The organism is Paenibacillus sp. CCS19 (assembly GCF_033239625.1).
Classification (GTDB): domain Bacteria; phylum Bacillota; class Bacilli; order Paenibacillales; family Paenibacillaceae; genus Paenibacillus_T.
Genome location: NZ_BTCK01000001.1, coordinates 47,228 through 61,431, shown reverse-complemented (window position 1 = coordinate 61,431; position 14,204 = coordinate 47,228). Strand labels below are relative to the sequence as shown.

13 protein-coding genes and 1 pseudogene are annotated in these 14,204 nt (G+C 51.9%); 1 reads left to right on the top strand and 13 read right to left on the bottom strand.

Annotated features, from left to right (window positions below; genetic code table 11):
- The first annotated feature begins 16 nt into the window (after window positions 1-16).
- The gene (locus tag SBI19_RS00325; RefSeq protein ID WP_317964204.1) at window positions 17-502 is read left to right on the top strand and encodes an NUDIX hydrolase; all 486 of its coding nucleotides are present in this window, start codon (window positions 17-19) and stop codon (window positions 500-502) included.
- A 45-nt stretch (window positions 503-547) separates the two neighbouring features.
- On the opposite strand, the gene SBI19_RS00320 is transcribed toward SBI19_RS00325, so the two are convergent.
- The 13 genes and pseudogenes from SBI19_RS00320 to SBI19_RS29505 all read right to left on the bottom strand — a co-directional run bounded on the left by SBI19_RS00320 (window position 548) and on the right by SBI19_RS29505 (window position 14,170).
- Window positions 548-1,324 carry a Cof-type HAD-IIB family hydrolase gene (locus SBI19_RS00320; RefSeq protein WP_317964203.1) on the bottom strand — a complete coding sequence of 259 codons (777 nt, stop codon included), beginning with the start codon at window positions 1,322-1,324 and terminating at the stop codon, window positions 548-550.
- A 76-nt stretch (window positions 1,325-1,400) separates the two neighbouring features.
- A pseudogene (locus SBI19_RS00315) lies at window positions 1,401-1,884 on the bottom strand (methyltransferase domain-containing protein).
- A 332-nt stretch (window positions 1,885-2,216) separates the two neighbouring features.
- The gene (locus SBI19_RS00310; protein ID WP_317964202.1) at window positions 2,217-3,611 is read right to left on the bottom strand and encodes an MATE family efflux transporter; all 1,395 of its coding nucleotides are present in this window, start codon (window positions 3,609-3,611) and stop codon (window positions 2,217-2,219) included.
- 190 nt (window positions 3,612-3,801) lie between these two features.
- Complete coding sequence (locus SBI19_RS00305) at window positions 3,802-5,094, bottom strand: DegT/DnrJ/EryC1/StrS family aminotransferase (protein ID WP_317964201.1); 1,293 nt, start codon at window positions 5,092-5,094, stop codon at window positions 3,802-3,804.
- Window positions 5,078-6,214 (bottom strand): 2-deoxy-scyllo-inosose synthase, encoded by a 1,137-nt coding sequence (locus tag SBI19_RS00300; RefSeq protein WP_317964200.1) that lies wholly within the window; start codon window positions 6,212-6,214, stop codon window positions 5,078-5,080. Before SBI19_RS00300 ends, SBI19_RS00305 begins: the two co-directional genes overlap by 17 nt.
- A gap of 4 nt (window positions 6,215-6,218) precedes the next feature.
- A complete protein-coding gene (locus SBI19_RS00295; RefSeq protein WP_317964199.1) occupies window positions 6,219-7,175 on the bottom strand; it encodes a hypothetical protein in 957 nt (318 codons plus the stop codon).
- Entirely contained in the window at window positions 7,166-8,191 is a 1,026-nt protein-coding gene (locus SBI19_RS00290; RefSeq protein ID WP_317964198.1) for a hypothetical protein, read from the bottom strand. The genes SBI19_RS00295 and SBI19_RS00290 overlap by 10 nt, the downstream gene beginning before the upstream one ends.
- A gap of 60 nt (window positions 8,192-8,251) precedes the next feature.
- The gene (locus SBI19_RS00285) at window positions 8,252-9,832 is read right to left on the bottom strand and encodes a DHA2 family efflux MFS transporter permease subunit (protein ID WP_317964197.1); all 1,581 of its coding nucleotides are present in this window, start codon (window positions 9,830-9,832) and stop codon (window positions 8,252-8,254) included.
- Window positions 9,829-11,280: a glycogen/starch synthase gene (locus SBI19_RS00280; protein ID WP_317964196.1), complete on the bottom strand. Its 1,452-nt coding sequence runs from the start codon at window positions 11,278-11,280 to the stop codon at window positions 9,829-9,831. The genes SBI19_RS00285 and SBI19_RS00280 overlap by 4 nt, the downstream gene beginning before the upstream one ends.
- Window positions 11,277-11,738: a 3-hydroxyacyl-ACP dehydratase FabZ gene (fabZ, locus tag SBI19_RS00275; RefSeq protein WP_317964195.1), complete on the bottom strand. Its 462-nt coding sequence runs from the start codon at window positions 11,736-11,738 to the stop codon at window positions 11,277-11,279. The genes SBI19_RS00280 and fabZ overlap by 4 nt, the downstream gene beginning before the upstream one ends.
- Window positions 11,739-11,743: 5 nt before the next feature.
- Window positions 11,744-12,589: a sugar phosphate isomerase/epimerase family protein gene (locus SBI19_RS00270; RefSeq protein ID WP_317964194.1), complete on the bottom strand. Its 846-nt coding sequence runs from the start codon at window positions 12,587-12,589 to the stop codon at window positions 11,744-11,746.
- On the bottom strand, window positions 12,586-12,831 hold the full coding sequence (locus SBI19_RS00265; RefSeq protein ID WP_317964193.1) for a phosphopantetheine-binding protein: 246 nt from the start codon (window positions 12,829-12,831) through the stop codon (window positions 12,586-12,588). The genes SBI19_RS00270 and SBI19_RS00265 overlap by 4 nt, the downstream gene beginning before the upstream one ends.
- Window positions 12,809-14,170: a class I adenylate-forming enzyme family protein gene (locus SBI19_RS29505; RefSeq protein WP_348538003.1), complete on the bottom strand. Its 1,362-nt coding sequence runs from the start codon at window positions 14,168-14,170 to the stop codon at window positions 12,809-12,811. The genes SBI19_RS00265 and SBI19_RS29505 overlap by 23 nt, the downstream gene beginning before the upstream one ends.
- Window positions 14,171-14,204: the final 34 nt, after the last annotated feature.

The window sequence follows — 14,204 nt, the reverse complement described above, 5'->3', positions numbered from 1 at the left end:
AACTTGGAGGTTTGAAATGACCGAACTAAACCATCCATTCCACCGTCATACAGGCGTATACGGCATTTGTACGCAAGATAACCGTCTTCTCGTCATTCGCAAAATTCTAGGCCCTTATACCGGCAGGTACGATCTGCCAGGTGGACGCCTAGAGAAGGAAGAGTCATTGCAGGAAGGTATCATCCGTGAATTTCGTGAGGAAACTGGCTGTACCGTTCGGGAGATGAATTCAATCGGAGTATGCGACTTCGCTCTGAAATGGTATTACCAAGGTGAGCTAGAGATCGTACATCATATTGCGATGCTGTATGAAGTAAGTGTCGATGCTAATGAAATTCGCGATGAAGTCGAAGCTTTCATCGATCAAGACTCTAATGGCGCAATCTGGCTTCCACTGGACGAAGTGACCGAGCATAATGCCTCCCCACTCGTGCTTCAAGCGATTGAATGGATAAGGAGCGGCGCACTGCACGTTAATCGGCAAACGTTTGATTTTACGTAACAGATTAAACGGTTTTCTCTCAAGGCGTATAAATTAATAGCTGGGTTATATGATTCCGAACTGAGTCAGAGCATAGTGTATGCCGTCTTCGCTTGCTTTTCTGGTAACGAAATCTGCTTGTTGCTTGAGCACTTCATCACCGTTTCCCATAGCAATCCCCAAACCAACTAACTCCAGCATATCTATATCGTTTCTGCCATCTCCAAAGGCAACCGATTGGCTCACGTCAATTTTGTAATAATCCAGCACTCTTTGGATTGCTTGCGATTTAGATACAACTTGAGATTCAAGGACATTCATAACATAATCGTGGAAACGTACAAAATGAAGTTGCGGAAAATGATCGATAAATTTCTCAGCTTCACGCTCATCCGCATACAAACATATACAATAAATCTCTTCTGGAAGCGTCTCTATGGTGACAGGGTAATCGACTAGGCCAAGCGTCTCTGCCAGAGCATTTCTAACACGTTGCACTTCTACTCCAATGCCGTTCATTGCTATTGAATCTGTAAAATACGATATACCGTGCCCATGCAACTCTGCAAAACGCGACAGTTCATGAACAGTCTTTTGAGATATTACAGACCTATAAATAATTTCGTTTTGGTTCTTCACAAGTGCGCCATTAGATGAGATTAATGTATCAATGCCTAGCGATACTAGTTCTCCACACAAATTATGCGGTCTCCCCGTTGCAACTACTATCTTGATACCTTTCTCATGAAGTCTCTTGATCGCCGCTTTTGTACTTTCAGGAATTACTCTGTCTACTTCGCTGTATAAGGTACCGTCCACATCAAAAAACACGATTTCGTACATTGTGCACGAATCCCCCCTCGATTTGATGCTTAAATCGCACAAGTCTTATTCAAAGTTGGGCGTACGGACAAGCCCCTTATATTTTGACCGCAAACCACACCGTCCAAGCGTCTTTTTCAATTATCGGCATCTGTGAGCCATTCAATTTACTTTCGATATACAAGATTAGTTCATGAAGTTCATCATCCGTTAGCTCGTGTAGAATGGAACGACCTGTTCTTTCTTGTAGGTCTTGGTGTAGAGACTCCACATCTTTGTATTGACGTCTCGTCTCCCATAACTGATGTTCGCTAAGCAATCGAAATCCATTCGTTTCGAGTGCATTCCGAACGTGAATAGTCAACTAGATGGTGAATTAATGCTCTCTCTAGAATAATATCGTACTCGCCATCAGGAAGCTTCGTATCGTAAGCATCCCCATGTATAAACTTAATGTTATTGCAGTCCTTACAGTTCTGTGAAGCGCCACGTAACATTTCTTCGGAGAAGTCAACGCCCTTAACTTGTGATGCACCCATACTTGCCAAAGATTTGGAGTATATGCCTCCGCCGCAGCCGATATCAACGACTTAACGACCAGTAACATCAACATTGTTCTCAATCAATGAAATCCAGGATGCATCTGCTTGTCTTGTCGCATAGGTCATCCTGTTTCTATCTTCGTGGAAATTAATAGGCATATAAATCCCTCCTGATAGTTTCACCTGGTAAAATCAAGTTTCATAATTCCGGCATATTCATTATACCCTATCGTTCCAATTGCAAAAACAACAATTTCTATACACAGTTAGCTGACCTACTTACCGTTCATATCCATCCGGCATCCATGGTTCAGCTCGAACAAAAAAACCTCCACCCTAAAGATGGAGGTAACAAATCAAACATATACAACTTACATCGTCTGCGTCGTAACCGCCGCTTCGTTAGCAGAAACCGGCTTCACCAGCGCCTTGCTCTCCCACTTCCGGCTTCTCCAGCGAAGCAGCATGAGGACGCCGCGCAGCCATTCGTCGATGGCGAACGCAATCCAGATGCCAAGCAATCCGATGCCGAAATGGACGCCGAGCAAATAAGACAACGGTACGGAAACGCCCCACATCGAGAGCACGCCCATCATGACAGGGAACCGCGCATCACCTGCTGCACGAAGCGAGTTGATGATGACAATGTTGAACGTCCGTCCTGGCTCCAGCACGATCGACAGCAGGAAGATCGTTGCACCGACCGTAATGATATCGGGATCATCGGTGAACATTCCGATAATGTCACGCCGGAACAATGCGGCAATGCCAACGATGACGAACGTGATGAAGAAGCTGATCTTCACGCTCTTCATAAGCCGCTTATACGCAGCTTTCATCTCGCCGGCGCCAACCATTTGACCAACGATAATTTCCGTACCGGCACCAATAGCCAGCGCAAGCGCCATGAAGTAGTTCGATACGTTCATGACGTACACATGCGTATTCAATGCTGTGATGCCGATCATATTCACGAAGCTGACCACCATTAGGTATTGCGACTGCCACGACAGATGCTCACCAGCTGCAGGCAGGCCGACGCTCATAATCTGCTTCACATACGAGCCGTTCCAAGTAACGTAATCCCTCTTCTTAATTGGCGAAGGCAGGTAACGATACAAAATGACGAACAATACGATAATGCCAAGCAATCGGCTGACGATTGTTGAGATCGCCGCCCCCGTTACGCCCCACTCCGGGAAGCCGAAGTTGCCGAAGATGAGCAAGTAGTTGCCTGTGATGTGCACGAGATTAACGCCCAACGTAACGTACATAACACTCTTCGTATGGCCATTCGAACGTATGACGGAAGACACCGCGTATGAGAGCGCTTCGATCCAAATAAAGCCGCCGATGATTTTCAAATACTTGCTTGCGATATCAATCTGTTCCGGACTGAGATGCATAAGCCGCATGAGCGGTTCGCCAAACGCGACGAGCGCGATACTGACCAGAATGCCGAAGATCAGATTGATCGTAATGGCAAGCGCCGATATCTTGCTCGCTTCCTTCTCGCGTCCAGCCCCAATATATTGGGATACGACGACGCTTGTGCCGATGCCGACAAAGCCGAACATCAGAATACAGAAGAAAATAATTTCGTTGGCCATCCCAACCGCACCGGTCGTTTTATCCGAAATGCGGCTTAACATGAACACATCGACCGTACCTAACAGCATGCGGAGAACCGAATCGATAAAGATCGGCCATGTAACCGCGAAGAGACTTAGTTTCTTCCAAGATGGAATGCGATCTAAAGTTGTCACAGTATGCTTACTCCTATTATGTCTAGTCTATACACTTTACCTAGTGTAGAGGCTGCTCGCCATGCCGTCTATAGCATAAACTAAGGAAGTTTCAGCATTCTCGCCTGAATTGCCAACAGACCATAACGATTCGCCAAACGGACATAACGCGAAAGAGACCATTCCGCATCAGAATGGCTCTATCCCAATCCTATTGTTGTTCAAAATAGATCGTTCGCACCGCCTCCACCACACGTGCTATTTGCTCCATCGATGCAAGCAGTACCGAGTGATGGAATACGACCGCCTGCTCGTAGACTAACTCGCAGCCCGGCAGCATAATCTCCGCTGTATCCAGCGCACGCGTATACGCCTCGCCGAGCGCTCCATGGCGCCGGGGATGCGGCGCGTACAGCGGGTTCCGATACAACGGCTTATACACCGGGTGAAGCATGAAGTCACCCATTCCAAGCACCAGTTGAAGCTTAAGGATAAGCTGCGCAGCGGTACAGCCGAACCGCTGCGCATCAATCCGAATCACGTATCCGTAATAAGTTCGGCTGTCGATCTGCGAAGGATGTTCCATGGTTATTACACCAGGAATCTCGGACAGCTCTCGCTCTAGATAGCGCGCATTGTGCTCTCGAACCGTATTTTGCCCATCGAGACGGGGCAGTTGATCAAGCAGCAGCGCCGCCTGAAATTCGGACAAGCAGCGGTTCGTACCGAATCGCCGAAGCCCTTCGGTTAGCCCCATCGAGAACGGCAGCGCAGGTGCCTCCGAGATTCGACAGCGCGCATTCCAAGCAGAAGCCTCTAGCCGCTCCTTCAGCACCGGGTCGTCTGTAATCGCAGCGCCGCCTTCACCGCAGGTCAGCACTTTGCCATGCTGCATCGAGAACACGCCGATATCGCCTAGCGTTCCTGCTTTCTTCCCGCGCCACACCGCACCATGGCTGTGAGCAGCGTCCTCGACAATAACGAGTCCATGCTTGTCTGCCAAAGCCCGAAGCGCATCCATATCTGCCATGCAGCCATACATATGAATGGCAATAATCGCACGGGTTCTACGCGTAATCCGCTCCGCTACCGAATCCACGCTGATGCACAACGTAGCTGGATCGATATCTGCCATGACAGGAACGCCATTCACCGATAGAACGGCGATCGCCGGCGCAATCCATGTCAGCCCGGGAACGATGACCTCATCGCCGAAGCCAATGTCGAGCGCCTCCAGTGCCGCAATTAAAGCGGAAGTGCCGTGGTCCATCGTAACGCAGAAACGAGCGCCGCAATATTCAGCGAATTGTTCAGCGAACTGCTGCTCCTTCGCCTTGCCGTATTTGGCCGGATCATTCAGAGGGCCGCTAATTGCCCAACGGCCGCTGTCGAGTACGTCCTGCAGCGCCGCGAGCGTTCGTTCGTCTGCAATCGGCCATTGCGGCCATGCTGGACTTGGTGACAAAGAGATTGTCGAAGACTCTCCTCTACGATCGGCCTCCATACACGATAGCCCTCCTCTCCTGTACGGAACGAATTGCCTCGCTAATGAGCGAGTTGTCCACCATTGTAATCCATGCCCCATCCTCTCGATGAATATGGCCCAACCCGTCCAGCAGTACCATGCCTGTACTGCCTGTTCGACGGTCCCGATAGCCCCGTTTGTTGTCCTTCTGCACGTATTGCTCAATGAGTGGAATCCAGTTCGGTTCGAGCTCCATGTGAAGCCCAATTCGATCGAGCAGCTCATAATGAATGGCCGTCTCCTCTGCCGTTAGCAGCCCCATCTGTTCGGAGATATATGCCGCGCACAGCATCCCGAACGAGATACACTCCCCATGCGTATACTTGCCCTTGCAAGTCAGCTCAAGCGCATGTCCGATCGTATGGCCGTATTCAAGCACAAGACCGTCCTTCTTCTCATACGGATCATCGGCCATTACCTTCGTCTTCGCCTCGATACAGAATTCAATAAACAGCTGCAGCTCGCTCAGCTCGTACCGATTGCTGGGGCGAAGCTTAGAACGGAACTCTTGAATTCGCTCCGGGCAAATCGCAAGTAAATTCTTGACGAGCTCACACATGCCCGATCGAACATCTCGTTCCGCAAGCGTTTGAAGGAAAGGAAGTTCTACGCATATCAGCTTCGGCGTGTAGAACATGCCGACGAGATTTTTCCCCTGTGGCAGATTAACCGCTTGTTTCAGGGACAGCACGGAATCAGAGGCAGACATGAGGGTCGTCGGAACATGAATGAGCGGCAGTCCGCGGAACAGCAGCCCGGCCACCATCCCCGCCACATTGCCAGAGACACCGCCGCCAAGCGCAACAATTGCCGTCCTGCGATCAGCACCAAGATCGATGACCTGCTTGCAGAGCTCGTGGACGGTGCTGAGATTTTTCCACTCCTCGCCAGGCTGGAACGTCAGCACACGAACCGGCGCCAAAGCTTCGAAAGCAGCTTCCGTCTCTTGTACGATGCGCGCCGGCGTCTGTTCGTCTGTAATGATGATGTATTGGTTAATGTGCAGCTCCTGCACATAATGGCCCGCTTCAGCCAGCGCGCCAACGCCCGATATGAACGGATAAAGATGCTCGCCGAATTGAATGATCGTATGGAACATTGCATTACCTCCAACTCATTATTCCTTGCTCCGACAACCGTTCCTTGATCTGGTTCATTCCATCTCGTTCCCTGCCGATCAGCTCCTCGTAAGCCGTCCACATGTCGGCATAGGCATCTCCGCTACGGCGAAACACGTTCATCGGCACCGCATGTACGAATGTGTGCCAACCCTCATCGAATGCATCGTCCCCAACACCATGCAGCCCTAATGCCGCAGCCGCCTGAATAAACTGCGTTCTGCTCTTGAGAATTAGCATCAGGTGACCCATGAGCCGATAGACCTCCGCATACATTCGATCAGGCTCTACCGTGGCGAAGTGCTCCTGCATACGCGCCAGCCACAGCTGCCCCGCCGCCAGATTCGCACCTGCGTCATAGTCACGAACGACCGACATCATCAACGCTTGCTCATCCATACATTGCAGCACATTCCACGCGTGCTCATGGTCCTGCACAACAACCTCCATGAATGGCGTGAATGCACCTGCATGCCGATAATTGAAAGCCGTATCGATCATGTTCCGCAGCCGAGATTCATCGACTTCATAAGACTCCGCGTGGTACATATCGAACATAAGGAAATTCCCTTCGTCCGTTACGGCTGTAAGCAGTTGAAAATTCCAGAAGTCATTATCGAAAGGCGCAGGGTCAAAATGCGAGTATCGCAAGTTGATCGAAGCCGGAATAACCTCTCCTTGTCGCAGACGTTCTCGCGCCGATCGGACCGCTCCATCCAGCCCGCCTGTTATCGGGAAATGCAGCTCCGCACCGATTCGCTCAAGGAACGGATCAGCAATGTCCAGCGGAGGAGGCGACGACAGCCAATGATTCCAGTTGTACAGTCTAAGCAGTTGAGGGGCGATAACCATCGACTGAATCGGAAACAGCAACTTGCTATTGATCTGAAGTGAGTTGTAAATGCTTGCTAGAACGCAGTTGTATGCACCTGTCAGCTCCATGCCGACGCCCCTCCCTGAACTTCAATTTGCTTCGCCGCAAGCTCTTCCACGATCGCTGTCAACGCACGCTGCTCTAATTCGATCAGCCCTTCATAGTTGTCTATCAATCTACTGATCTCATCCGCTGTTCGACGATTGAGCGTAATCCCCAGCACGGTTCGATATTGTGTCCAGCCGTCTCGCCATTGCCGCAGCGGCTCGAATGTACCAAGTCCTTCTCTTACAAGATAATGCCAGACTACCTCGCGGCAGCGCATAATGATCTGTGCGAAGTTCATGTAACGGTAGACATCACCTTGATCCGGTTTGTCCGTCACGTATCGACGAAGTCCGTTCAAGCACGCGTGCCAGATCCCTTGATTCAGCTCGAATGGATACTTTGCCACTGCTGATGCAAGCCTGCTTCGCATATCCGTGTCAGCCTCCATCCTCGCCATGGTATAAGCTGGGTCAGTCAAATGAATTTCCATGAACGGTGTAAACCTTCCATTCATTCGATAATTGAAAGGTGTATCGATGGCTTGACGGAGACGTTCCTCGTCCATTCGGTAGTACTCATTCTCATATTGATCGAACATGAGATAACGGCCGGTCCCACGAATCGCATCCGGTACCGATGTGCTGCGAACAAGATCAGGTCCGTCAGGCGTATTCGGGCTTGCGGCCATCCAATGAAAGTGCCATAGATCATTGTCGAAGGGCAGCGGCTCTAGCACGTCATATCGCAGATTAATACTGAATGAAAGGCCGCCTTTCAACGCCAGATGGGTATCCGCATAGGCCAGCGCCTCGTCCACCCCATCGAACGATGGGAATACGATCTCCGCCCCTATCCGTGCCAAATACTGTTCTGCGATATGAAGCGGATGCGCGATCGCAGCGATGCCGTCGATGCTGTGCAGCGCAAATAGCGACGGTTCGTAGCAGATCGCCTCGAGCGACGGCGTCAGCTTATGAATCCCTTGCAAGTAGTTATAAACAGACGCCAACACACAGTTGTAGGTGCTGAACAGCACGCAGTTTCCCCCTTCTCTCATCGATTTCCAAGCTTATCAGCCTTTTTATCACTTATACGATCACGCTTCTCTCTGATGCAGCAGCTTCATTAACTCCTCAGGCGGCAAGCCTTCCAGCTCCGGCGGAACTTCAGGATGCGTCATCAGCTTCGTTCGGCCGATCCACAATCCTGCGATGAGCGGCAGTAGTGCAATTACGAATGACCAATCAAACACATGCCTGATCGAAGTCATCAGCGCCTCCGCTGCGGTGCGCCACACCTCGGCTGTTGCAGCTTTTCCTTGCTCCCCAATATGCCGCAGCAAGCTGCCTGCATCCGCTATATCGACCGACAGGTCAATCGACGATGGCAGTTGAGCCAGACCGCGCATGAATTCGCGATATTGAATACTGCTAAGCAGGCTGACGCCCATGATGCCTCCGACGGAACGGAAGAACGGAATAAGCGCGTTGACCGTCCCCCATTGGGAAGGATGAATTCTCGACAGCGAGACGTTATAGATGACCGGGAACGACAGTCCGATCCCGAGACCGAGCAATACCATATCGAGCCCGATTCCCCAGTCCGGCGTTGATGCATCCATCGTTCGAAACAGCAGCAACGAGACGACGATCAGCCCATTGGAGAGCAGCAGCGCACTGCGGAAGCTGATTCTGGATACGAGCTTGCCTCCAATGAAAGAGCTGATCACAATGCTGATGCTCAGCGGCATAATCATGCCGCCCGTTTCGGAAGCCGATCCGCCGTTAACGGTCTGGATGAACAGCGGAATGAACGTGAAAGCTGCCATCATGACCATTCCTTGGAAAAATCCGACCGTTTGACATATCGCAAACATTCGGCCTCGGAACAGCTCGATAGGAATGAACGGATTGCTTCGCCTTAGCTCAACCGCAACGAAAGCTACAATTGAAACGGCAGCCACCATTCCAAGCGAAATGATCGGCCACGAGAGCCAGCTGAAAGATTTGCCTCCTAGCTCGAACAAGAGCAGCAGGCCAACTATGGATGAAAACAGCAGCACAAGACCTGGCCAATCGATCGACGGTTTCTCCTCCTGCACCCTCGTTTCTCGATAGAACTTGAGCAGCAGCAGCATCGAGACGAGCCCTAGCGGCAGATTCACGTAGAAAATCCAGCGCCAATTCAAATAATCCGTCAGCACCGCGCCGATGATCGGCCCCATGACACTTGATATCGCATAGACAGCTGACATAACCGATTGCATCCGATTGCGCAGCTGCTGCGGATAGATCTCGAATACGATCGCAAACGCAATCGGCATGATGGCGCCTGCACCTAATCCTTGCAGGACGCGGAAGATGATCAATGCAGGCATCGACTGCGCGATGCCGCACAAGATGGAACCAGCGATGAACAGGATGACCGCTGCTGTAATAAACGGCTTGCGCCCGTACATGTCGCTCAGCTTGCCGAAGATCGGCATGCCGAGCAGCTCGGCAATCATATACGCGGAGAACACCCAAGCATAATGCTTCATATCTCCAAGATCCGCAGCGATCTGCGGAATCGAGGTGGCGATGATGACCTGATCGAGCGACGCCAGCAACATCGCCAGCAGCAGGGCAGCCGTCGTCAACGTTCGGAATCGCGTGCTTCCTGTTGTGACCTGCGTCATAATGGGAAGCTCCTTGTTAAGCGAGCGCGTTCTCCAACGCCATCTACAAAATGCTCCATCGCCGCTATCGATTCGGTCCATGACCATTCCAGCGCAGCGAGCTTATCCACCGGAACCTCAGGCATTTCCACCGCAAGCAGGCTGCGCACATGCGCCAGCGCCTCCTCGTCGCTATGGAACGAATAAGCGGTTCCGATCTGCCGCTCAATCCGAGCGGCGATCTCGATCAATCCGCCTGTATGCCTCACAATCGGCATCGTGCCGAATCTTGCCGCATACATAGCGACGAGTCCACAAGGCTCATACTGCGATGGGACGAGCATGTAATCTCCCGCTGCCATCACGAGATGGCATAGCGATTCGCTGTAAGGTTGGAGATGCACAAGCCTCGCCAGTAAGGGCGCTTCCCGGTCGATGAAACGGTCAAGCGGCTCGCCATCGCCGAGAAGGAGCAGCTGCACATCAGGGCATTCGGCAGCGATTGCGCCGATGGTGTCGAGCCCTTTTTGCTCACAAATACGTCCTACGAATATAAACAACGGCTGCTCAGCATCAAGCCCCGTCTGTTCACATAACTCTTCCTTGCAACGGCGCTTCATCTCGCGAATATCAGAAGGAGGATTCGTCCGATAAGCATCAAGCAGCGGACTATCTTGAATCGACCAGAATCGGTTGTCGATGCCGTTGAGGAAGCCCCGGAATTCACCTTGCGCATACCGCTGTGCAAGCCTCTCATGGAGCGGACTCGTGCCATGGACCAATTCACGTGCATACGTATCGCTTACCGTCATGACATAGTCAATCTGCGGCAGCAGCAGTTCCGTCCAGTTCGCAGCATTCCGATGCGCATCGCGGAAGCGCGCCTTCAGTTCCTCATCCACATTGAAGTAATCGTATACTTCCTTCTTCGCGATATAGCCCTCGCCGAGATTGTGAATACAGAACACGGTTGTAATCGCCCGCTTCTGCTCGATGCTGCGCTCCTCCAAGTAGGCTGCGAATAATGAAGCATAGATGTCGTTGCCTTGAATGACGACAGGCCGAGCGCTTGTACCCAGCTCGCGCTTGGCGATGTCTTGCAGCATCGTTTTGCCTAGGAAGGAGAAGTGATTCAGGTTACGGTCGTAACGGCCTCCGCGATCATAGATTTCATCTCTACCGAAACACTCGGGCTGGCGGACAAAATGGTATCGGAGTCCCTCATAACTCGTCCGATGAATCGTAAATGCGACTTTCTCGCGTCGGAATGTTATCGCATCCGCAGCCACTTCAAAACGCTGCCGCTCGAACGGCTCGCGCATCAGCTTCTCATAGTAAGGCGTATAGATCTCGACCTCATAGCCGCTATCGCGCAGCGCGCTTCCAAGCGAATAAACATAGTCGCTGATGCCGCCAGCTTTACTGAACGGGAAGGCGTCTGGCGTAATTAAGATCCATGTAGGCTTCAACGGTTCGCCGTCTCCTTCCTTGCCGGCTCAGGCGAATAGATAAGCATCTCATGAACCTTGCATACGATTGTGCCTTCGACCGAAGCTTGACCATTGCCCTTCAGATAAGGCCCGCGCAGCATGACTGCTTCAAACTGCAGATCCAACCGGTCACCAGGCACGACGGGCTTTATGAATTTGATCTCTTTCATCGAGACGAGCATCCCTTTCTGCGGTTTGCCATCCCCGACTTTATGCTCATCGCTGCCTATGTTGACGAAAGCGGCCAGCTGCGCAATCGCCTCCATAATGATGACTCCAGGCACGATCGGCTCATCGGGGAAATGACCTTCGAGAAACCACTCGTTATGCGTGATATTCTTATAGCCTCTAACCAGCTGTCCGTTCACCTGATCTACAATCCGATCGACGAACAGAAACGGATAACGGTGCGGCAATTGCTGTGCGATTGCGATCATGGACTTCATTCCTTTGCGACAAGTATCATTTGTTTCAGCCTGTCCAGTTCATGACGGAAGAACGTTTCGCTGACTTCTCCGAACCATTCGAGCGTTGCATAACCTGCATACCCTCTGTCCTGCAGCTGCTGCAGCAGAGGCGCAAGGTCTACGACACCGCTGCTAATGGAGATGGAGTCGCTGAACCTTCCCATTGGATGGTATACGTTGCGCATGTCGAAGTCGGATGTGGGACGAGACGCATTTTTGAGATGAATATGTTTGACGATGTCATACCAATCCGCCAGCCGCTCCGCGACAAGGCCACCTCCGAATTCCCACACATGGAAGACATCGAAATTAAGGCCAACGTTCGACCAGCCTTCTCTCCGAACCATCTCAGCAAACCGATTAACAGATGACGGGGAATCCAACAGCGTATTCGGATGCGTTTCTAATACAACCGACGTGCCCATCTGTTCTGCAAGCTCATTCACCCGTTTCATCCGCTCGGAGAACCGCATCCAATCCAGCTGCGTTGCATCTGCACTTGCCTTCGTGCCCGTGAACAAACGAAGCGTCGGAATGCCCATTGCACGGCAGCTGTCGAGCTTGGCATGCAGCGCTGCCTGCCACTCCTCTTCCGATGTGCGGAAGTCCGTTGTATCGAGATAGCCGCTCAAGACGCCAATTGGCAGCTGTCCTTGCGTCACGCCCCCGTTAATGCGCCTGTGCAGCTCCGACTTATGCCGTATATAGTGCGGCTCCCACAACTCAATCCCTTGAAATCCGCATGACTGTGCCATTCGCTCAATGCGATCCATGGAGTAGAGATGGTAGCGGAACGATACCGTCGCCATGGCCCACTTCATCGGACGCCCTCTTGCATATGCGATGCAACCAGCTGCTCAATTGAGCGGATCGATTGGAAGCTGTTCAGATCCACCGTGCGGTAATCGATTGTAATGCCGAATTTGTCCTCGAAAGACGTGATAAGCAGGATCGTTGACATGGAATCCAGCAGCAGAGACGCATCATCATCGTCCACTTCCCCGTCGTGCGGGAACAACCGCGCTTGCCTGACAAGCTCTTTAATTTGCTGCAGCAGGTTCATGGCAATACTCCTTTAGCAGGGCGCCTCGCATGATCTTGCCAGCCGGTGATACTGGAATTTCATCGATATAACGAATGCGCCTTGGGATTTTGTAACGAGCGAGCCGACTGGCGAGCCACTCCTTTATTTCCGTCTCCGTCAGATCCGCTTCCCCGCTTCGTACAACGAAAGCTTCGAGCACTGTTCCGATCAAGGGCTGCTCATAGCTGACAACACAGCAATCTTGAATGGAAGGATGAGCGCTCAGCTCCTGCTCGATCTCAGATAAACTAAGCTTCAACCCGCCAATACTCAATTGATCGTTCATGCGTTTCCCGATGTACAAGCGCCCCAGCTCGTCGATCGTGACCGCATCCTGCGTGAACAGTCTTCCTCCTGCTTCAACCGCTGCATCCGGCTCCCACTGCGCTTGTTCACATCGATACGGCGATTGCTCCAATACAAGCACAAGCTCTCCTTCATCTGTCACTTCTGCTTGCAAGCGACTTGCAACAGAGCCAACAGATCCTGTCGGCAGTCCTGCCCACTGCACCGCGATATATCCAACCTCGCTCATCCCATATTGCTGCCCAACGGGGAGACCGCGGCCCAGCATCGAATGGAGCAGAGGTTCAGGGAAAGGTCCGCCTGAGGAGAGCAGACGCAAGTCCGATCGCCACGAGGATGTATCTATGTCCGTATATTTGTCCCATTCGCCAGCCAGCAGCTGATAATGGAACGCAACGCCGTACAAGTGGCTGACCTGTTGCGCGATAATCGTCTGCATCATCAGGCTTGGTTTCAGCATCTCAGGGAACACTAATGTCCCCCCTTGTCCAAGCGTGTGGGCGGCAGCAGACAACAACCCGAAGGAATGACAGAGCGGCACTAAGCATAGAACAACGCTGTCACTGGCAGGTGCATGCTGCTCTGTGGCATAATCCGCGAGTTCTGCTAGAAGGGAGCGCTTGGAGCGGACGATCATCTTGGGAATGCCCGTTGAACCGGAGCTGAATTGCGTGAGCGCATCCTGTCTATCGGCGGGTGCATCAACGATCTTTTCATCTAATGAAACATTCATTAACGCTGACTCTACGACTGGGATGAATGTACCGAATGCTAGGGAAACATCACCTCGCATCACTCTTACCGCCGCCTCTGGACGAAACATCCGCTCTCGCTCCGCTTTCTCCGCTGCCGTTAGCCGTGGATCGAGGAGCAGCAAGTGATTGTCCTTCTGCCATAAGGCGTACACCCATTCCAACAACGTGAAGGAATCCGGTAAATCAACCACGACTCGCCTGCCCACGCAGCCCACAAGGTCCAGCTCATCCGCTTTCGAGTCGATGGCAGAGATCAACTGACGGTACGTTCGATATTCTTAGAGCGATTCG